Source organism: Pseudomonas sp. TNT2022 ID642 (assembly GCF_028656995.1).
Classification (GTDB): Bacteria; Pseudomonadota; Gammaproteobacteria; order Pseudomonadales; family Pseudomonadaceae; genus Aquipseudomonas.
On sequence record NZ_JAMDGW010000019.1, the window covers coordinates 443920 to 464327 of the forward strand.

Annotated in this window: 15 protein-coding genes; 7 read left to right on the forward strand and 8 right to left on the reverse strand. The window is 59.3% G+C overall.

What is annotated here, in order from left to right:
- Position 1: 1 nt before the first annotated feature.
- Genes M5G26_RS20285 through M5G26_RS20295 form a run of 3 tightly spaced genes read left to right on the forward strand, consistent with a single transcriptional unit; the run spans position 2 to position 3655 of the window.
- Positions 2-2317, forward strand: coding sequence for a PEP-utilizing enzyme (locus M5G26_RS20285; RefSeq protein WP_273916307.1), 2316 nt, complete (start codon positions 2-4; stop codon positions 2315-2317).
- Entirely contained in the window at positions 2314-2934 is a 621-nt protein-coding gene (locus M5G26_RS20290; RefSeq protein ID WP_273916308.1) for a gamma-glutamyl-gamma-aminobutyrate hydrolase family protein, read from the forward strand. Before M5G26_RS20285 ends, M5G26_RS20290 begins: the two co-directional genes overlap by 4 nt.
- A 7-nt stretch (positions 2935-2941) precedes the next feature.
- A complete protein-coding gene (locus M5G26_RS20295) occupies positions 2942-3655 on the forward strand; it encodes a phosphocholine cytidylyltransferase family protein (protein WP_273916309.1) in 714 nt (237 codons plus the stop codon).
- A 12-nt stretch (positions 3656-3667) separates the two neighbouring features.
- Here the strand turns inward: M5G26_RS20295 and M5G26_RS20300 are convergent, their stop codons facing one another.
- Both M5G26_RS20300 and M5G26_RS20305 read right to left on the reverse strand, forming a co-directional pair.
- Positions 3668-5644 carry a methyl-accepting chemotaxis protein gene (locus M5G26_RS20300; protein WP_273916310.1) on the reverse strand — a complete coding sequence of 659 codons (1977 nt, stop codon included), beginning with the start codon at positions 5642-5644 and terminating at the stop codon, positions 3668-3670.
- 182 nt (positions 5645-5826) lie between these two features.
- Complete coding sequence (locus tag M5G26_RS20305; RefSeq protein ID WP_134175944.1) at positions 5827-6747, reverse strand: LysR substrate-binding domain-containing protein; 921 nt, start codon at positions 6745-6747, stop codon at positions 5827-5829.
- Positions 6748-6906: 159 nt separating this feature from the next.
- On the opposite strand from M5G26_RS20305, the gene M5G26_RS20310 reads away from it, so the two are divergent.
- Positions 6907-8301, forward strand: coding sequence for a NorM family multidrug efflux MATE transporter (locus tag M5G26_RS20310; RefSeq protein WP_038359621.1), 1395 nt, complete (start codon positions 6907-6909; stop codon positions 8299-8301).
- A 70-nt stretch (positions 8302-8371) separates the two neighbouring features.
- Here M5G26_RS20310 and M5G26_RS20315 read toward each other — a convergent pair whose 3' ends face one another.
- Positions 8372-10042, reverse strand: coding sequence for a putative bifunctional diguanylate cyclase/phosphodiesterase (locus M5G26_RS20315; protein ID WP_150694254.1), 1671 nt, complete (start codon positions 10040-10042; stop codon positions 8372-8374).
- A gap of 262 nt (positions 10043-10304) precedes the next feature.
- On the opposite strand from M5G26_RS20315, the gene rep reads away from it, so the two are divergent.
- Positions 10305-12314, forward strand: coding sequence for a DNA helicase Rep (gene rep / locus M5G26_RS20320; RefSeq protein ID WP_034152040.1), 2010 nt, complete (start codon positions 10305-10307; stop codon positions 12312-12314).
- A 59-nt stretch (positions 12315-12373) separates the two neighbouring features.
- On the forward strand, positions 12374-12946 hold the full coding sequence (locus tag M5G26_RS20325) for a xanthine phosphoribosyltransferase (RefSeq protein WP_102901445.1): 573 nt from the start codon (positions 12374-12376) through the stop codon (positions 12944-12946).
- Between the two features lie 120 nt (positions 12947-13066).
- On the opposite strand, the gene srmL is transcribed toward M5G26_RS20325, so the two are convergent.
- Positions 13067-14215, reverse strand: coding sequence for a PheS-related mystery ligase SrmL (gene srmL, locus M5G26_RS20330; RefSeq protein ID WP_273916311.1), 1149 nt, complete (start codon positions 14213-14215; stop codon positions 13067-13069).
- A gap of 456 nt (positions 14216-14671) precedes the next feature.
- On the opposite strand from srmL, the gene M5G26_RS20335 reads away from it, so the two are divergent.
- Positions 14672-15610 (forward strand): hypothetical protein, encoded by a 939-nt coding sequence (locus tag M5G26_RS20335; RefSeq protein WP_273916312.1) that lies wholly within the window; start codon positions 14672-14674, stop codon positions 15608-15610.
- A 111-nt stretch (positions 15611-15721) separates the two neighbouring features.
- On the opposite strand, the gene M5G26_RS20340 is transcribed toward M5G26_RS20335, so the two are convergent.
- From M5G26_RS20340 to alr, 4 genes are all read right to left on the reverse strand, one after another.
- Complete coding sequence (locus M5G26_RS20340; RefSeq protein WP_273916313.1) at positions 15722-17644, reverse strand: acetyl-CoA hydrolase/transferase C-terminal domain-containing protein; 1923 nt, start codon at positions 17642-17644, stop codon at positions 15722-15724.
- A gap of 376 nt (positions 17645-18020) precedes the next feature.
- Positions 18021-18437: a c-type cytochrome gene (locus M5G26_RS20345; protein ID WP_085606091.1), complete on the reverse strand. Its 417-nt coding sequence runs from the start codon at positions 18435-18437 to the stop codon at positions 18021-18023.
- 182 nt (positions 18438-18619) lie between these two features.
- Entirely contained in the window at positions 18620-19168 is a 549-nt protein-coding gene (locus M5G26_RS20350) for a cupin domain-containing protein (RefSeq protein ID WP_007920393.1), read from the reverse strand.
- Positions 19169-19256: 88 nt separating this feature from the next.
- On the reverse strand, positions 19257-20330 hold the full coding sequence (gene alr / locus M5G26_RS20355; RefSeq protein WP_273916314.1) for an alanine racemase: 1074 nt from the start codon (positions 20328-20330) through the stop codon (positions 19257-19259).
- Between the last annotated feature and the right edge of the window lie 78 nt (positions 20331-20408).

The following is a 20408-nucleotide window of genomic DNA, read 5'->3' on the forward strand; positions in this document are numbered from 1 at the left end:
GATGGCCCTGCATTTCTCAACCAAGGCCGGCACCCTGACCAGCCTGCAAGGGCGACTCGCCTCGGCGCACATTGCGCCGTTGCTGGCGTTCACTGTGGCGGACTGGCAACTGGATCAGCGCGCCTGCGTTGAGAACATCCAGCGTCGGCTGCCAGCCGCTCCGTGGATCGTACGCTCCAGTTGCGGGCGCGAGGACAGTGCGCAGGCGTCGTTCGCCGGCGCCTTCCTGTCGGTGCCGAATGTCGATGAGGCTGGACTGGTCTCGGCGATCGAACAGGTCATTGCCAGTTACGGCGACGTGTACCTGACCGACGAGATTCTGATTCAGCCAATGCTCGGCAATGTGGCGCGCTCCGGCGTAGCCTTCTCCCACGACCCCAACACCTGCGCACCGTATCGCGTGGTGAATTGGTCGGAGGGCGATGACACCGCCGCAGTCACTGGCGGCATGGGTGGACGGCTCTGGCAGCAGGCGGCGCACAGTGAAGTGGCAGCGCCCGCGTCGCTCGCACCGGTGGTGGCCTTGCTCGAGGAATTGCTCAGCCTGTTTGGTGATCGGCCGATCGACTGCGAGTTCGCGGTCACCCGCGATGCTGAAGGCGAGACACTCTGGCTGCTGCAAGCCCGGCCACTGATTCTGCCGACGGTGCCTGAGTCTGCGGCCACTCAGTTCGCTCGCCTGCAAAGCATTCAGAACAAAGTCGAACGGGGCATGCGCCCGCACCCATTTCTGATCGGTCAGCGCACGGTGTACGGCGTGATGCCCGACTGGAACCCGGCCGAGATCATCGGCATCCGGCCCAAACCGCTGGCGCTTTCGCTGTATCGGGATCTGGTCACTGACTCGATCTGGGCCTACCAGCGTCATAACTATGGCTACCGTAACTTGCGCAGCTTCCCGCTGATGCCGCACTTTTTCGGTCTGCCGTATATCGACGTGCGTCTGTCGTTCAACTCGTTTATCCCGGCCGATCTTGATGAAGGACTGGCGGGGCGTTTGGTCGACTACTACATCGATCGCTTGCTCGCGGAACCGACGCTGCACGACAAGGTAGAGTTCGAGATCGTTTTCTCCTGCTACACCCTCGATTTGTCGCAGCAACTGGAGCGTTTGCGCAGTGCCGGTTTTCTTGAGCATGAACTGGACGCCATCAGCACCAGCCTGCGCAAGCTGACCAACCGCATCGTGCACCCCAAGGACGGTTTGTGGCGCAGCGATGCCAACAAGCTCGAGGTGCTCAACGCTCGTCGCGAAGAGCTGCTGGCCTCCAATGCCGATCCGCTCGAACGCATCTACTGGCTGCTTGAGGATGCCAAGCGTTACGGCACCCTGCCCTTCGCCGGCCTGGCCCGCGCCGGGTTTGTTGCCGTGCAGATGCTTCGATCGCTGGTCAACGTCGGCGTGTTTTCGCAGGCGGATTACGATGCGTTCATGGCCGGGGTTTCCACGGTCAGCGGGCAGTTGGCGCGTGACCGCGCCACCCTCGACAAAACCACCTTCCTCGCCCGTTACGGGCATTTGCGACCGGGCACTTACGACATCCTCTCGCCGCGTTACGACGAGGCGCCAGAGCTGTATTTCGACTGGACGCAAAGCCCCGCCGCGCCGGAACCGCTGCGACCGTTTTCCCTGACGCTGCCGCAGATGCGCGAAATCGTCAAACAGCTCGAAGCCCATGGCCTGCAGCCTGATCCGGTGGGGCTGCTGGACTTCCTGCAGAACGGCATCGAGCTGCGCGAGCTGGCCAAGTTTCACTTCACGCGTAACCTTTCCGATGCCTTGGCCCTGATCGCCCAGGTCGGTGCGCAGTACGGCATTGATCGCGAGGATCTGGCCTATTGCGACATCAGCGCCTTCCAGGAACTGCATGTAGCCGCAGCAGATCCGAAGGAAGTGCTGATGCGCAGCATCGAACAGGGCAAGGCGCGTTACGCCGAAACGCTGAAGGTGTCGCTACCGCCGGTGATCACCTGCCCGGAAGATGTCTGGTGTTTCGAGTGGCCGGAAACGGCGCCCAACTTCATCACGCAAAAACGCGTGACCGCGCCGGTGGTGCTGTGTGATGACAGGGAAAAGCTCGCTGGGGCGATCGTCTGTATTCCCAATGCCGATCCGGGGTTTGACTGGCTGTTCGCCTACCCGATTGCCGGGCTGATCACCGCGTGGGGCGGCGCCAATTCGCACATGGCGATCCGTGCCGGTGAGCTTGGCCTGCCGGCGGTCATTGGCGCGGGCGAAGTACTCTACCGGCGTTGGTCGACAGCGGATATTCTTCACCTCGATTGCCCGGGTCGCCGTGTGGAGTTGATGTCATGAAAGTGGTCGTGATCAGTCAGCGTGTCGACACCCACCCTGAGCGCGGCGAAAGCCGTGATGCGCTGGATCAGCGCCTGATCGCGTTTGTGCTGGCGGCAGGCTTTATCCCCGTGCCGGTCCCCAACCGTTGGCAAACCCCGGATGACCTCGATCGCTGGCTGGCAGCGGTTAACCCGCAAGCGATCATGCTGTCGGGTGGCAATGACATCGGTCAGTGCCCGGCCCGTGATCTGACTGAAAGCAGACTGCTGGAACACGCCCGTGCGCGCCATCTGCCGCTGGTGGGAATTTGCCGGGGTATGCAGATGCTGGCGCACGGGTTCGGTATCTCGTTGAAACCGGTCACCGGCCATGTACGCACCCGGCATCAGTTGTCCGGGCAGATCGCCGCCGAGGTCAACAGCTATCACACCCTCGCCCTCGCCGATTGCCCGCCCGGGTTCGAAGTGCTGGCGCGCAGCGAGGACGGCGAAATCGAAGCGATCCGCCACCTTCAACTACCGTGGCAGGGCTGGATGTGGCACCCGGAGCGCGAGAGCGATTTCGCAGCGCACGACCTTCAGCGTCTGCAGCAACTGTTTGGCGAAGCCGAATCCACTGAAGAACTCACGGGATAGACCTGTTGTGAAAGCCATTATTCTGGCTGCCGGACGTGGCAGTCGCATGAAAAGCCTCACTGATGAACGTCCAAAATGTCTGGTCGAATTGCGCGGTAAACCGCTGCTGGAATGGCAGCTGGAGTCGTTGCGTGCAGCGGGTATCAGCGACATCGCGGTGGTCACCGGCTACAAGCGCGAGCTGCTGGCAGAGCGTGGTTTGAGCGAGTTTCACAACCCGCGCTGGGCCGAGACCAACATGGTTTCGTCACTGGCCTGCGCCGAGTCCTGGCTTCAGGGCGAGCCGTGCATCGTCAGTTATTCGGATATTTTCTACAGCCCTGTGGCCGTACAGTCGTTGATCAACAGCGACGCAACGCTGGCCGTCACCTACGACCCCAACTGGTTGCAGCTGTGGACCGAACGCTTCGGCGACCCGTTGCTGGATGCCGAAACCTTTCGCCTGACCGCCGCGCACACGCTGGCCGAAATCGGCAACAAGCCGCAATCGGTGGACGATGTTCAGGGGCAGTACATGGGGCTTTTGCGTTTCACTCCCGAAGGCTGGTCGGAAGTCGTGCGGCTGCGCGCCGAACTGTCGCCGCAGCAACGCGACAGCATGCACATGACCAACACCCTGCAACGCGTTATCGATGCCGGTCGTGTGCCGATTGAAGCGGTCGCCTACACCGGCGAATGGGGAGAGGTCGACTCCAGTGAAGACCTCTCGGTGTATCAATAAGGCACCGGCGCCTTAACGGAACCGGTCAACCTCCTGACGCAGTTCGGCCGCCAGGCTTTCCAGCTCCTTGGCGGTCACGGCCAGATTCGACACCACTTCGCGCTGCTCACTGTTAGCCATGGCAATGCTTTGCAGGTTGCTGCTCAGCAAGGTCGCTGTGCTGCTCTGCTCCTGAGTCGCTGTGGTAATCGCGGCAAACTGCTGACCCGCCGAACGGCTCTGCTCATCGATGCGCGCCAACGCCGAGGCGACATTGGCGTTACGCGACAGACCTTCCTGCATCAGCACATTGCCCTGTTCCATGGTGCTGATCGCGTTGCCGGTTTCCTGCTGGATGCTGTGGATCATGCTGGAAATTTCATCCGTGGCCTGACGAGTGCGCGAGGCCAGGCTGCGCACTTCATCCGCTACCACGGCAAAGCCGCGACCTTGTTCGCCGGCACGGGCGGCTTCAATAGCGGCGTTGAGCGCCAGCAAGTTGGTTTGTTCGGCAATCGAAGTAATCACGCCGACGATGCCGCCGATTTCCTGGGAGCGCTGACCGAGAGTGTTGATCACGGTCGCGGTACTGTTCAGAGCGCCAGCGATTTGCTCAAGCGAGGACGACGCTTCTTCCATCGAGCTGCGGCCAATCTGCGTTTGCTGAGCATTTTCCTGGGCCAGACGCTGGGTCGCGCCCATGTTGTCGGCAATGTTCAACGACGTAGCGCTGAACTCTTCCACCGCACCGGCCATGCTGGTGATTTCGCCGGACTGCTGTTCCATGCCTTCGTACGCACCGCCGGACAAACCGGACAACGCCTGCGCACGGCTGTTAACTTCTTGCGAGGCGCGACGGATGTGCTCGACCATGGTCGATAAAGCCTGACTCATCTGGTTGAACGCGCGCGACAACTGGCCGATCTCGTCATTGCTCGACACGTTCAGGCGCACGCTCAGATCGCCAGCGCCCAAGGCTTCGGCCTGACGTACCAGATCGCTCAGTGGCGCCAGTTTGCTGCGCAGCAGCCAGACCACCGAACCGACCGCCAGCAACATCGCCAGCAAGCTGCCAATGGCCAGTTGCGTACCGACGCTCCAGGTCACCGCGCGGATCTCGGCTTTCGGCATGCTCGCCACGACCGACCACGGCCCGCCGTCGAAAGGCACGGCAACGCTGTAGAAATCCTCGGACTTGTCGTCCCAGAACTGACCTTTGCCCGGCGTCTTGGCCAGACCATTGATCACTGGAATCGCCTGATCCACCGCCTGCACACCCGCCGGCGCAACCAGCCATTTGTTCTGTTCATCAAGCAACGCCAGCGAACCGGTCTGGCCGATGCGGAAGCGCTTGAGGTTGTCGAACTGGGCGTTCTGCGCGTCGGTGTAATCGAAACCCACGAACAGCACCGCAATCACCTTGCCGCTGCCATCGCGCACCGGGGTGTATTGGGTCATGTAGGAGCGTTCGAACAACAAGGCGCGACCGACGTAGCTTTGTCCTGCCATCAGCTTCGCGTAGGCCGGGTGCGCGTGATCGAGCAAGGTGCCGATGGCGCGAGTGCCGTCCTGTTTGGTCAGCGAGGTGCTGACGCGCACGAAGTCTTCGCCGCTGCGCACAAACAACGTGGCGACGCCGGCAGTCATTTGCTTGAACTCGTCGACTTCCTTGAAGTTGTTGTTCAGCACTTCGCTGCCCAGGTGCAGGCCCGGGGTCTGGGTGCCTGCCACGGCCACCGGTTCACTCGGGTGAATGCTCAAACCCGCGCTGAAGCGCTTTTCGAACAACCCGCTCAGGCGTTGGGTGCTTTCACGCAGCGTGCCGTGAAAGGTGCTCAGTTGGTCGGCCAACAGCCGCGCCTCACTGGCCAGATGCTCTTCACGGGTGGCGAGGTTGGCGGAATCCAGCGAACGCAGGGCGAACACCGTACTGCCACTGATAACTATCGCCAGTATCACGGCGAGGGCGAGGCCTAACTGTGAGGCGATCCGAGCGCGAGGTTGAGACATGACAGCTCCTGGCCGAACTTTCCGATCCTCCTTGATCGCAGCTCGGATAATTTTTAATAGTGGGGGTGAATCGTGGATACCGGCACGACGGTTCCACATGCACGTATTCGGCGGTAAAGCGGAATACTTGAGCGAGCAGCAGGGTTATGGCACAAGGCCGGCATTGTGGCGGCTCGAACGTTTCAGCTCAAGCGTGTTACAGCCGGAAGTTCCATGGCGCGGACTTCGCCTTGCAGGAAGTCGCTGAGGCGGCGCAAACGTTCACCTCCCGGACGGGTTTTTGGCCACACCAGGTAATAATTCAGTCCGCTGGCGACGGCGGTCGGCCACGGCAGGCTCAGCCGTCCTTGCGCGACATCTTCGGCGACCATCAACAGATCGCCCATCGACACCCCGTAACCGCGTGCCGCCGCGATCATGCCCAGTTCGAGGGTATCGAACACCTGCCCCCCCTTTAGCGACACCTGATCGGACAGCCCCATGCATTCCAGCCAACTGCGCCAGTCGCGGCGATCCGGCGTCGGGTGCAGCAACTCGGCGCTGGCCAGCCGTGCCACGTCCCACGGCTGATCGTTCAGCAGATTCGCGGCGCCGACCGGAATCAGCTCCTCGGGAAACAACAGACTCGCTTCCCAGTCCGGCGGAAAATGGCCGTCACTCAATAGCACCGCGCAGTCGAAAGGCTCATCGTTGAAGTCCACCGAATCGACGTCCATCCACGCGCTGGTCAGTTGCACTTCGTTGCCTGGCTGTAAATGGCGGAAGCGACTCAATCGCGCCAGCAGCCAGCGCATGGTCAGGGTCGATGGGGCTTTCATGCGCAGGATGTCGTCTTCGGCGCGCAAGGTATTGCAGGCTCGCTCCAGCGCCGTGAAGCCCTCGCGAATGCCCGGCAATAGCAGGCGGGCCGATTCGGTCAACTGCAAGTGGCGACCGCTGCGGTGAAACAGCTTGCAGGCAAAGTGATCTTCGAGCGTACGAATATGCCGGCTCACCGCACTCTGGGTGATCGACAACTCCTCGGCCGCACGCGTGAAAGAGCTGTGCCGTGCTGCAGCTTCGAATGCGCGCAGGGCATACAACGGAGGAAGTCGACGGGACATGCACAAGGCTCCTGCAGCGGGATCCAGCGAAATGGACAAATTCAATCAAGGATGAGTTTTACTCATGCCACCCATCCTTTTTATCCCTTTGTGCTAAGCCTGCCAAGCGCCGAGAATCGACGCTCTCTTGTTCCCTCTGAAAATCGAGTGGTGATGACCATGCAGCATCCTGTGCGTACCGAACTCTGGGCCATCCTGCGGCTGGCAGGGCCGCTGATTGCTTCACAGTTGGCGCACATGTTGATGGTGCTGACCGACACCCTGATGATGGCGCGCCTGAGTCCCGAGGCGCTGGCCGGGGGCGGACTGGGGGCGGCGACCTATTCGTTCGTATCGATTTTCTGCATCGGCGTGATTGCGGCCGTCGGCACCCTGGTGGCGATTCGCAAGGGTGCCGGCGACATCATCGGCGCTGCACGGCTGACTCAGGCCGGGTTGTGGCTGGCGTGGCTGATGGCGCTGGGCGCCGGCTTATTGCTGTGGAACCTGAAACCGGTGTTGCTGCTGTTCGGCCAGACCGAAACCAACGTCAACGCCGCCGGGCAATTCCTCATCGCCCTGCCCTTCGCCCTGCCCGGCTATTTGAGCTTTATGGCCCTGCGCGGCTTCACCAGTGCAATTGGCCGAGCGACGCCGGTGATGGTCATCAGCCTGGCCGGCACCGTGGCCAACTTCCTGCTCAACTATGCGCTGATCACTGGAATGTTCGGTCTGCCGAAAATGGGCCTGACGGGCATCGGCCTGGTCACGGCGATTGTCGCCAACTGCATGGCGTTGGCATTGGCCTGGCACATCCGTCGGCATCCGGCTTATGACGCTTACCCTTTGCGCGCGGGCCTGTCACGGCCGAATCGGCAGTACCTGAAAGAGCTGTGGCGCCTCGGCCTGCCAATTGGCGGTACCTACGCGGTGGAGGTCGGTTTGTTCGCCTTCGCGGCGCTGTGCATGGGCACCATGGGCAGCACGCAGTTGGGTGCACACCAGATTGCTCTGCAAATCGTCTCGGTGGCGTTCATGGTGCCGGCGGGTATGTCGTACGCGATCACCATGCGCGTCGGCCAGCATTACGGCGCCGGGCAATTGAACGATGCGCGGATGTCCGGGCGGGTCGGGATCGTCTTTGGCGCGGTGGTGATGCTGGGTTTCGCCATGGTGTTCTGGCTGTTGCCGAACCAGTTGGTGGGGTTGTTCCTCGATCACAATGATCCGGCATTTGCCGAGGTGATTCGTTTGGCGGTGAGCCTGCTGGCAGTGGCGGCATGGTTCGAGTTGTTCGATGGCACACAGACGATTGCCATGGGCTGCATCCGTGGGCTCAAGGATGCGAAAACCACATTTCTGGTCGGGCTCGGTTGCTATTGGCTGATTGGTGCGCCGGCAGCGTGGTGGATGGCGTTCCACTTGAACTGGGGGCCGACGGGCGTGTGGTGGGGGTTGGCGCTGGGCCTGGCGTGTGCGGCGGTGAGTCTGACGCTGGCGTTCGAGTGGAAGATGAAGCGGATGATTCGGCTGGAGCCTGTGTCACCGAGGTTCGAGGCTGTTCGCGCGGATTAAGATCAAAAGATCGCAGCCTTCGGCAGTTCCTACATGAATCGGTGTAGGAGCTGCCGCAGGCTGCGATCTTTTAAACAGCCTCCACAGAAACCTGTTGGCTTGAGCCAAACGTCAGGTATTCAACCAACTCCGCCAACGGCAACGGCCGGCTGATCAGATACCCCTGCACCTGATCGCAGCCAAACCCGCGCAGCAGTTCCAGTTGCTCCGGTGTCTCGACCCCTTCGGCGACCACTTCCAGATGCAGGTTGTGCGCAAGATTGATCATCGCGTGTACCAGTTTGCGGTTCTCTTCGCGCTGCTCCATGCCGCCGACGAAGCTCTTGTCGATCTTCAGCAAAGTGATCGGCAGGCTGTTGAGGTGCACGAACGACGAGAACCCGGTGCCGAAGTCGTCCAGCGAGAAGCGCACACCGAGGCGGCCGAGCGCATCCATGGTCTGCTTGACCAGATCGCTGCGGCGCATCACCGCCGTTTCCGTCAGTTCGAATTCCAGCCACTGCGCTTCAACACCGCGCTCGGCGATCAAGCGGCTGAGCGTCGGCAACAACTGGCTGTCCTGAAACTGGCGAAATGACAAGTTGATGGCCATGTGCAGCGCCGGCAACCCGCGCTCGCGCAGCGCCTGCATGTCACGCAGGGCCCGCGAGATCACCCAATAGCCCAGCGGCACGATCAACCCGCTCTGCTCAGCCAGCGGCACGAATTCGCTCGGTGGCAGCAAGCCGCGCTCGCCATGACGCCAGCGCACCAGCGCTTCGAGGCCGACGATCTGGCCGTCCGCAAGATTCAGGCGTGGCTGGTAATGCAGCTCCAGCTCATCGCGACGCAAGGCCCGGCGCAGCTCGCTTTCCAGATCAGCCATGCTCCGCGCGTTGCGGTTGATACGTTCGTTGAAGATATGAAAGGTGCAGCCCTGGGTACTTTTGGCCTGCTGCATGGCGATGTGCGCGTGCCACATCAACGGATCGGCACCGCCCTGCGCACGGGCATGGGCGATGCCGAGGCTGGAGCCGATCAGCAGGCTTTCGCCATCAACCCAGTAAGGTTCGGCAAGGGCTTCGGTGATGCGTTCAGCCATCCACTCGGCGCGCTGCGGCGCACGGCGGGTGTCTATCAACAGAGCGAATTCGTCGCTGCCCAGCCGCGCCAGTTGATCACCGGCCTCCAGCTGACTTTTCAGCCGCGCGACGACTTGCAGGATCAAGCGGTCGCCGGCCTGGTGGCCGAGGGCATCGTTGGCGTGACGGAAGTTATCGAGGTCAAGATGCCCGAGGGCCAGGCCGCGTCCGTCGTTTTCGGCGAGACGGGCGGCGAGCAAGGTCTGGAAGCCCTGGCGATTGGCGATGCCGGTCAACGGATCCTGTTCGGCGAGGCGTTGCAGGGTGTTTTCGAGAACGCCGCGTTCGCGCACATGGCGCAGGCAACGGCGCAGCATGCCGGCGTCGAGGGCATCGAACACCAGCCAGTCGCTGACGCCAACCGGTGCGGTGTCCGGTTCGTGTTCCAGCAGCAAGACCGTCGGCAGGCTGCAACGGCCCGGTGCCGGTTGCAACGCCGGAATCGTCAACAACACCGCGTGGCGGTTGTCTTCGAACAAACTGCTGACCGAGTCCCAGCTCGGCGCGCTGATCAGCACCGCCGCGCTCCCCATCGGAGCCAGACACTCGCGCAATAACGCTGTCCACGCTGGCTCTTCGGCCAATAGCAGCAAACGCAAGGGTTCGACAGGCGTAGACAAGCTAGCTCCCTAGACTCTGCAATGATGTGGGCGGGGCATTATGCCGTTGCGCCGTTCAATGACCAAATGACAACGGTTATCAAAACGTTATTTTGTGTCACGAATGAGAACATTAGCCGCAAAATCACCGCGCATCCTCCGCGAAAGTAACAAAACCGGCAAATTTGAATCGCGTGGTACGTCACAAGTCGGAGAGAGCAGCACAAATCGCTGAGCCTGTTAAAATGCCGGCCCATTTCGTCAACGACTCCCGAATTTTCGTATGTCCCGACTCAATCCCCGGCAGCAAGAAGCCGTGAACTACGTCGGCGGCCCTCTATTGGTGCTCGCCGGTGCTGGCTCCGGCAAGACCAGCGTGATCACGCGCAAAATCGCGCACCTGATCCAGAACTGCGGCATCCGCGCCCAGTACATCGTCGCCATGACCTTTACCAACAAGGCCGCGCGCGAGATGAAAGAGCGGGTCGGCACCCTGCTGCGCGCCGGCGAAGGTCGCGGCCTGACCGTCTGCACGTTCCACAACCTCGGTCTGAACATCATCCGCAAGGAACACGTGCGGTTGGGCTACAAGCCCGGTTTCTCGATTTTTGACGAGACCGATGTAAAAGCCCTGATGACCGACATCATGCAGAAGGAATACGCGGGCGACGACGGCGTCGACGAGATCAAGAACATGATCGGTGCCTGGAAAAACGACCTGATCCTGCCGCCTCAGGCGCTGGAGAACGCGCGTAATCCCAAGGAACAGACTGCCGCCATCGTCTACACCCACTATCAGCGCACGCTGAAAGCGTTCAACGCGGTGGACTTCGACGACCTGATCCTGCTGCCGGTAAAGCTTTTCGAAGAACACGCCGACATTCTCGAAAAGTGGCAGAACAAGGTGCGCTACCTGCTGGTCGACGAATATCAGGACACCAACGCCAGCCAATACCTGCTGGTAAAAATGCTCATCGGCAAGCGCAACCAGTTCACCGTGGTAGGCGACGACGACCAGTCGATCTACGCCTGGCGCGGCGCGCGGCCGGAAAACCTGATGCTGCTCAAGGACGACTATCCGTCCCTGAAAGTGGTGATGCTCGAGCAGAACTACCGCTCCACCAGCCGCATCCTGCGCTGCGCCAACGTGCTGATCTCGAACAACCCGCACGAGTTCGAAAAGCAGCTGTGGAGCGAGATGGGCCACGGCGACGAGATCCGCGTGATCCGCTGCCGCAACGAGGACGCCGAAGCCGAGCGCGTGGCCATGGAAATCCTCAGCCTGCACTTGCGCACCGACCGCCCGTACAGCGATTTCGCGATTCTCTATCGCGGTAACTACCAGGCCAAGCTGATCGAACTGAAGCTGCAGCACCACCAGGTGCCGTACCGCTTGAGCGGCGGCAACAGCTTCTTCGGTCGCCAGGAAGTGAAGGATCTGATGGCCTACTTCCGCCTGATCGTCAACCCGGACGATGACAACGCCTTCCTGCGGGTGATCAACGTGCCGCGCCGGGAAATCGGCTCGACCACCCTGGAAAAACTCGGCAACTACGCCACCGAACGCAAGATCTCGATGTACGCCGCCACCGACGAAATCGGTCTCGGCGAGCATCTGGACAGCCGCTTCACCGATCGCCTGGGGCGCTTCAAGCGCTTTATGGACAAGGTCCGCGAACAGTGCGCCGGCGAGGATCCGATCTCGGCGCTGCGCAGCATGGTCATGGACATCGACTACGAGAACTGGCTGCGCACCAATAGCTCCAGCGACAAGGCTGCCGACTACCGGATGAGCAACGTCTGGTTCCTGATCGAGGCGTTGAAAAACACCCTCGAGAAGGACGAAGAAGGCGAAATGACCGTCGAGGACGCCATCGGCAAGCTGGTCCTGCGTGACATGCTCGAGCGTCAGCAGGAAGAAGAGGACGGCGCCGAAGGCGTGCAGATGATGACCCTGCATGCGTCCAAGGGGCTGGAATTCCCCTACGTGTTCATCATGGGCATGGAAGAGGAAATCCTCCCGCACCGTTCCAGCATCGAAGCCGACACCATCGAAGAAGAACGCCGCCTGGCCTACGTGGGCATCACCCGCGCGCGCCAGACCCTGGCCTTCACCTTCGCCGCCAAGCGCAAGCAGTACGGCGAGATCATTGACTGCGCGCCGAGCCGCTTCCTCGATGAGCTGCCGCCGGACGATCTGGCCTGGGAAGGCAACGACGACACACCGACCGAAGTCAAAGCCGTGCGCGGCAATAGCGCATTGGCTGATATACGCGCGATGTTAAAGCGCTAGAATTGACCACTTTTTTTACTAGACCTTCGGCGCACAAAGCGCCAAAAGAGGACAGCTTCATGGAAGCATTGCACCAGAAAATCCGCGAACAAGGCATTGTGCTTTCCGACCAGGTCCTGAAGGTCGACGCCTTCCTGAACCACCAGATCGACCCGGCCCTGATGAAGCTGATCGGCGACGAATTCGCCTCGCTGTTCAAGGATTCGGGCATCACCAAGATCGTCACCATCGAAGCCTCGGGCATCGCCCCAGCGATCATGACCGGTCTGAACCTCGGCGTGCCGGTGATCTTCGCCCGCAAGCAACAGTCCCTGACCCTGACTGAAAACCTGCTGTCGGCGACCGTTTACTCGTTCACCAAAAAGACCGAAAGCACCGTGGCCATCTCCCCGCGTCACCTGACCAGCAGCGACCGCGTGCTGATCATCGACGACTTCCTGGCCAACGGTAAGGCCTCGCAAGCACTGATCTCGATCATCAAACAGGCCGGCGCGACCGTCGCCGGTCTGGGCATCGTCATCGAGAAGTCGTTCCAGGGCGGCCGCGCCGAACTGGATTCGCAAGGCTACCGTGTTGAATCGCTGGCCCGCGTGAAATCGCTGACAGGTGGCGTAGTCACCTTCATCGAATAAGCCAACCGCACCGCAGTCCCCCTGTAGGAGTGAGCCTGCTCGCGAACGCGTCGTGTCAGTCGATACATTCTTTGACTGACACACCGCGTTCGCGAGCAAGCCCGCTCCCACAGGTAAGTCTCAAGCCTTCGACAAATCCATTCTGTACCCTGCCCCCGGCACTCCCTCATGCATCGCAGCTTGAATATCCGCGTACAAGGCATTCGCCTCGCCGGTAGTAATCGAGCGCGAACAATCCCGTAGCACCACATGCAAAAGCACGTTCTCCTGACCCGGCAACATTCCGAGTCGCTCAATGGCTTGCGCCGGTAAATCCGAACGCTGCCAACGCCCCTTGATTCGCATCTCCTCAATCCATCCAGAACAATCCCCTGCCGCCTGCAACATCCTCTCGGTCAATACCTCTTCACTCAATCCCGGCGTTACCGCCAACGAGATATCGCGGGCAATCGACGGCATACGAGATACCGCAGTCCAAGGATCCAGATCATGCATCTGCGCCTGCACGCGCACATTCTGATCACGCAACAAACGAATATCAGGAATGCCTTTACGCAACATCGTCAGGCGATCCAGCCCCATCCCTAAAGCCAGCCCGCCATGGCGCAGAGGATCAATCTGCAAACGCTGCAATAGCGACTTCGCGATACGCCCGCACTCAAGAACCTCGACCGGCACGCCATCATTCAACACATTCACTTCAATCCCGCCCTCGGTGTAGTGATGTGGACTATCGCTATAAACCCAGGATTTTTCAGGAACGGCCAACTGCAAAATATCGCCAACAAGACGCAGCAAATGCTCATGGGATGCCAACTCCGGGTCGCCCAACACCCAAATGTCCATTTGATGCGGCTCGGCGCAATGCCAACGATCTCGGCTATCACGCCTGAAGGTAATGCCCGGCGCTGCCAGCAAAATGGTTTGTCCCGGCTGACGAACCTCGGCGGCCTGCTGAAGCACCGCAGGAATCTGGCTAGTGGTCTGTGTTCGCAAAAGCGAATGCTCATCGACCCAACGGGTGTGCTCACTGCCGAGGGTGATTTCTGCCGGGTCGTAACCGAGCAAACCGTAGTTTTCTTCGGCAGATACGATCCTTGGTCCAACCTGCAACTGGGCTCGGGGCCAGCCCTTTTCTTCGAGTCCCTGAAGGACTTCATTCAGTATTAGTCGGACAGCGTGGTCGGGTTGGTTCTTTTCGGTTAAGTCAGTCAGAAGTAAGGCTTGATGGACAGATACATCTGTCAGGTATTTCTTTGATATATGCACTTTGTACCCCTGTATTTATGATTGTCATGAACCCCAAAAAAACAAGACCCATAAATAAAACCTAACCAGACAAGACCTCTCACCACAATTTAAAAACCTTGAATTTACAATTTTCAGATTAGGCCTACAGACGCAATCCACTCAAATAACCGAACCACACACCTCACAAAACAAGACAGATGAAATGATTCTTAAAAAGCAAAAATAATTATTTAACACGATCACAAACTCATGCATTAATCCGCTCACCCCATGCAACATCGGGGTTCACAACAAAATCAGAAAAAGGAAAATAAAATGCAAACTGAAAAAACCATAAAAGAAAATCTTAATCGAATCACTTCTGGCCCGGAAAATTTCGGGTGGGCACCGTTAGCTTGGGCGCACACTGAAGATTAATTGAAAGCACCGCGCGGCAACCGCCCATGCCGCGCACTTCAGAATAAGGAGGGTTTTATGTCACCGCCAAATATAGCGTCGACGCTCTTCAATCATGAAAAATTTTCGATTATCGCCGACTCGAATGAATTCCTTAGAGAATGCGAGTTCTTGGGTTTCGCAACGGCCAATATTGCTCAGTTAGAGACATTCCCACAAAACAGCATCGTTTTTTCTTTCAGCAACGAAGCTGCAAAAATGACATTTGAGATCGCCAAAAAAACAGAGCGCAAAAAAATCATCTTCTGCGCAACCCAAGTATTTGAGCCATCCTTAGCCGCCGCGCTATACAGCCTAAGGCTTCTGATGGGCAGCGATTTTCAGCAATCGCTCTGCTCGCAGCGAGCTGTATTGAATATGCTTAACTCCCACCGGACCTTTTCGTTATCTGGCAACGAATCCAATGCAACCGTATCTATTCTTCCCCATGCACAGCCTTATGCATTACTTGGCGAAGATGTGACCGAAAACTTCGTACAGTCCGTCGCAGAATTTTTTGAAGTTCATTACGCACATATGAACCCATTAGAGCCCTGCCCTTTTATATTCTCAGGCACGTTGAATATTTCCGGAATACTGACTGTACTCAGAAAGCCTAACCCCGAATTACCTGCCGGTGTAAAAACATCTCTAAAATGGCTAAGCGATCGGATATCAAACGAAGAGACCTTGCTCACAATAGAAGAAAACAATATAACCTCATTAAGAATAAATAACGAAGAACATATAAAGCTTCTGGATCTGGCTGCAGGCAAACGCGGACTGAAACTTACGGAATTTGCCATCGGTGTTAACGAATCCATCTCGAACAAAATCGATTACAAAATCAACTCCCAAATGAACGAGGGAGTCAGCGGTGTTCATTTAGCTATTGGTGATGGTTCCTCTGGCTACCACATAGATTTTCTTAGCCCATCCGTGAGCGTCCATCCAACTCATTCGCTAGAATGCGCTTAATATGTAGGAGTGAGCCTGCTCGCGATAGCGTAGTGTCAGTCGGTATATTCGTCGGCTGAAACACCGCCATCGCGAGCAGGCTCACTCCTACAGTTGTTTTGGGTCAGGGGGTTATTGGGGGGTGGCTTTCAGGCCGGTGAGGAGCAGGCGTTGGAAGAGGTCTTCTTTCAGGCCTTCCGGGTTTGTGAGTTGCATGCGCTCGAGGTGTTCGGGGTATAGCGATGCCTCGGGGGCGTCGAGGGCGGCTTTGCCGAGCTCGAGGATTTCGGTCAGCTTGAATTTGCTCTTCAGCCAGTTCAGCGCCCGCAGCAGATCCCGTTCGATCGCGGTGAAATCACAGCCCAGCGGATACTCCGGAAACAGGTTCGGATGCCGTGCGGCGATCGCTTGCAAACGCTGTGGTGTGTTCTCGGCGAAGCGTGGGTCGAGGCGGAAATCCTTTGGCAGCTTGCCGACCTTTTGCGCTTGCTCGATCAAGCCTTGCTGGAAGCGGGAGTCACTGATGTTCAGCAGCGACTCGATCACCACCGCGTCGGATTTACCGCGCAGATCGGCGATGCCGTATTCGGTCACGACGATGTCGCGCAGGTGCCGTGGGATCGTGCAGTGGCCGTACTCCCAGACGATGTTGGAACTGACGTCACCACCGGACTCACGCCAACTGCGCAGAATCAGAATCGAACGGGCATCGTGCAACGCATGCCCCTGGGCAACAAAGTTGTACTGCCCGCCGACACCGCTGAGCACCCGACCATCCTCCAACTGATCCGCCACGCCTGCACCCAGCAACGTCATGGTGAACACGGTGTTGATGAATCGCGCATCCAGTCGCTGCAAGCGTTTGAGCTCTTCCTGCCCGTACAGCTCATTGATGTAGCTGATGCGGGTCATGTTGAATTCAAGGCGTTTGCTCTGCGGTAACTCACGCAGGCGCTCGTAGAAACTGCGCGGACCGAGGAAGAAGCCGCCGTGCACCGAGATGCCGTCGGTCTGCGCCGACTCGTCGAGGGTGCCGGCGTTGGCCTGTTCCTGCGTCAGCACATCGGGGTAGACCTTGCGCCGGATGATCCCGGCATCTGCCAGCACCAGCAGACCGTTGACGAACATTTCGCTGCAGCCGTAAAGGCCTTTGGCGAATGGCCCGGTGCCGCCCTCGCGGTTGATCAATTGCGCCCATTGGCTGAGGTTGATGTCGTCGAGCAACGCCTTGTAACCGGCGTTATCCGCCTGACGAGCAAGCAACGCAGCGGTCAGCGCATCGCCCATCGAGCCGATGCCGATCTGCAATGTGCCGCCGTCGCGCACCAGCGTACTCGCGTGCAAACCAATGAAGTGGTCCTGAAACCCCACCGGCATGTTCGGCGTGGAGAACAGCGTACTGCTGTCCTTCGCGTCTATCAGCAGGTCGAAGGTGTCGATGTCGACTTCGGCATCGCCGGGCATATACGGCAGATCGGTGTGCACCTGGCCCACCAGCAAAATGGTCTCCCCGGCGTCGCGGCGCTTGGCGATCATCGGCAACAGGTCGAGGGTGATGTCCGGGTTGCAGCTCAGACTCAGGCGATCCGGGTGTTCGCTGCTGCTGGCGAGCAATTGCGCCACCAGGTTCAGCCCGGCGGCGTTGATGTCGCGGGCGGCGTGGCTGTAGTTGCTGCTGACGTAATCCTGCTGGGCCGGCGCGCTGTTGAGCAGGCTGCCGGGTTGCATGAAGAACTGTTCGATGCGGATGTTGGCGGGCAGGCTGTCGCGGTGCAGGTCGGCGAGGAAATCGAATTCCGGATAGTCACCGAAGACGCGCTCGACGAAGGGTTCGATGAAGCGCTTCTGCAAACCATCGCCCAACGCCGGGCGGCCGAGGCACAGCGCGGTGTAGACCGTCAGTTGCCGCTGGGGCAGGCCTTTGATCCGCCGGTACAGCGCGTTGACGAAGTGATTGGGTTTGCCCAGGCCCAGCGGCATGCCCATGTGGATATGCGCCGGCAAGCGCGCCAGCACGTCGTCCACTGCCTGTTCGATCGAACACAACTGCACCATCTGAAGCCTCCTGCCCGTTCCGTGAATAGGGGTAGACCGAGATTGCCTTGAGTTTGCTGCAATGAACAGCTTCAGAGTGAGTGTGCGCTGTTCTTGAAATGTTTTTCCGACTTGAAATTGTTGCCCTCACCCTAGCCCTCCCGAAACGTCGGACCGCCCGTAGGTAGAGGGGACTGATTGGGGGTTGCTGTGAAGATACGCCGACGTGAAAGTGATGTGCTGAATCCATAATCGCTAAGGTCTTTCAGGTCGATGTAGAGCGTCAGACACCTCGGTCGGCCCCCTCTCCCTCTGGGAGAGGGCTGGGGTGAGGGGCTCTTGAATCGCAGGCACAAAAAAACCGTCCGAAGACGGTTTTTTTGGTCAGAGACGCGGCTTATTTCAGGCCGGACATCTTCTGGATCGCGCCCTTCAACTCATCATCCGAGCAATCGGCACAGGTGCCTTTAGGCGGCATGGCGTTGATACCGGTGATGGCCTTGGCCAGGATGCCGTCGAGGCCGCCCTGGTGATCGGCGCGTTCTTTCCAGGCTGCCGCGTCACCAATTTTCGGCGCACCCAACAGACCGGTGCCGTGGCAAGCGTTGCAATGTTTGGCAATCACTTCGTCCGGGGTTTTCGCCCCGCCACCACCACCTGCGGAAGCGGCAACTTCCATCCCTTTGCATTCCTGCCCTTGAACACACACCTGGCCGACAGGCTCGAGGCGTTTGGCAATGTCGTCATTCGTCGCAGCTTGAGCGCTGACAGCCCAGAGGGCCAGTACGGTTGCTGGTGCAGCCAGCATTTTCATAATTAGATTCACGCGTTCACCCTCAATGGTGGCTATTCACGCCTGCGGCCACGGTTCGCAGGCGGGCGCAAGTATAGCGGGTAGCCCGCCACACTGAAACAACCCCATTTTTAAAGGGGTCTTGTTGCGCATCGGTAAAACAGTCCGGGTGCCTTCGCCGTAATGGCCTGGCGCCTCTTGATCTAGAAATTCGCCGGCGTGGCTGCGCTGATTAGTCGCGCAGGTGCGTCGAACGGATTACGGAAACGATGCGGCTTGGTACTTTCAAAGTAGTAGCTGTCGCCGGCTTCGAGAATAAAAGTTTCCAGACCCACCACCAGTTCCAGACGACCTTCCACCAGAATCCCGGTTTCTTCGCCTTCATGGGTGAGCATTTCTTCGCCAGTATCGGCGCCCGGCGGGTAAATTTCGTTGAGGAACGCGATGGCGCGGCTGGGGTGCGCGCGGCCGACCAGTTTCATGGTCACGGCGCCGTCGGAAATGTCGATCAGCTCGTTGGCCTTGTAGACGATCTGGGTCGGGACTTCCTGCAGGATTTCTTCGGAAAAGAACTCGACCATGGACATGGGAATGCCGCCGAGCACCTTCCTCAACGAACTGATCGAGGGGCTGACGCTATTCTTTTCGATCATCGAAATGGTGCTGTTGGTGACGCCCGCGCGTTTGGCGAGTTCACGCTGGGAAAGCCCTTTGAGCTTGCGGATCGATTGCAGTCGTTCACCGACGTCCAAGGCGGGAGCCTCCTGATGTTGTAAGAATATTGAGCGTTATCATGGCGACAGCGTTCAGTATTTACAACACTTGGCCCCCGCAGTGGCGTCAACCCTCGGAATAGAGCCTTGGCACTCGACGCAGGTTGCAGAAGATCTGGTACGGAATGGTGTCCGCCCACTGCGCCACTTCGCTGGCGAGGATGTTTTTGCCCCACAGTTCGACGCTCGAACCGACGCCTGCTTCCGGCACATCGGTGAGATCGATGCAGAGCATGTCCATCGACACGCGACCGAGAATGCGACTGCGTTTACCCGCCACCAAAACCGGCGTACCGGTCGGCGCCTGACGCGGGTAGCCGTCGGCGTAACCCATGGCGACCACGCCGATGCGCATCGGCTTGTCGGTGATGAATTTGGCGCCATAACCCACAGGCTCACCGGCCGGTAGTTCGCGCACGCTGATGACTTTCGATTCGAGGGTCATCACCGGTTGCAAACGATCGGCGACGGCGTTGGCTTCTTCGAACGGCGTGGCGCCGTAAAGCATGATGCCCGGACGCACCCAGTCGCTGTGAATCTGCGGCCAACCGAGCACCGCCGGCGAGTTGCGCAGGCTGACTTCAGCGGCCAAACCCTGACGCGCCGCTTCAAACACCGCGACCTGCTCGGTGCTGCTCTGCGCGTGCAACTCATCGGCGCGGGCGAAATGGCTCATCAAGACGATCTTTGCCACTTTGCCGCTGGCCAGCAGACGCTGGTAAGCCGCCGGATAATCCTTTGGATGCAAACCGACGCGGTGCATGCCGGAATCGAGCTTCAGCCACACGGTAATCGGTTTGCTCAGTGTTGCCTGCTCGATCGCTTCGAGCTGCCACAGCGAATGCACCACCGTCCAGAAATCATGTTCGACGATCAACGCCAGCTCATCGGCCTCGAAGAAACCTTCGAGCAGCAACACCGGCGCACGAATGCCCGCGGCGCGCAGCTCCAAAGCCTCCTCGATGCAGGCAACGGCAAACCCGTCGGCCTCGGCTTCCAGCGCCTGCGCGCAACGCACCGCGCCATGGCCGTAGGCATCGGCCTTGATCACCGCAAGCGCCTTGGCGCCGGTGACTTCGCGGGCAATTCGGTAGTTGTGGCGCAGGGCTTCTAGGTCGATCAGGGCACGGGCAGGACGCATGGCGGCAGACTTCTAGGCGGTCATGGGAAGAAAAACCGGCGCCGACTGACGACGTGAACCGCCAACAGCGCCGGGAGA

Excerpts from the sequence above, each read along its gene's own strand:
- M5G26_RS20285 (WP_273916307.1), top strand. The coding sequence starts at position 2 with ATGGCCCTGCATTTCTCAACCAAGGCCGGCACCCTGACCAGCCTGCAA.
- M5G26_RS20290 (WP_273916308.1), top strand. The coding sequence starts at position 2,314 with ATGAAAGTGGTCGTGATCAGTCAGCGTGTCGACACCCACCCTGAGCGC.
- M5G26_RS20300 (WP_273916310.1), bottom strand. The coding sequence starts at position 5,644 with ATGTCTCAACCTCGCGCTCGGATCGCCTCACAGTTAGGCCTCGCCCTC.
- M5G26_RS20305 (WP_134175944.1), bottom strand. The coding sequence starts at position 6,747 with ATGTCCCGTCGACTTCCTCCGTTGTATGCCCTGCGCGCATTCGAAGCT.
- M5G26_RS20310 (WP_038359621.1), top strand. The coding sequence starts at position 6,907 with ATGCAGCATCCTGTGCGTACCGAACTCTGGGCCATCCTGCGGCTGGCA.
- rep (WP_034152040.1), top strand. The coding sequence starts at position 10,305 with ATGTCCCGACTCAATCCCCGGCAGCAAGAAGCCGTGAACTACGTCGGC.
- M5G26_RS20325 (WP_102901445.1), top strand. The coding sequence starts at position 12,374 with ATGGAAGCATTGCACCAGAAAATCCGCGAACAAGGCATTGTGCTTTCC.
- M5G26_RS20335 (WP_273916312.1), top strand. The coding sequence starts at position 14,672 with ATGTCACCGCCAAATATAGCGTCGACGCTCTTCAATCATGAAAAATTT.
- M5G26_RS20340 (WP_273916313.1), bottom strand. The coding sequence starts at position 17,644 with ATGGTGCAGTTGTGTTCGATCGAACAGGCAGTGGACGACGTGCTGGCG.
- M5G26_RS20345 (WP_085606091.1), bottom strand. The coding sequence starts at position 18,437 with ATGAAAATGCTGGCTGCACCAGCAACCGTACTGGCCCTCTGGGCTGTC.
- alr (WP_273916314.1), bottom strand. The coding sequence starts at position 20,330 with ATGCGTCCTGCCCGTGCCCTGATCGACCTAGAAGCCCTGCGCCACAAC.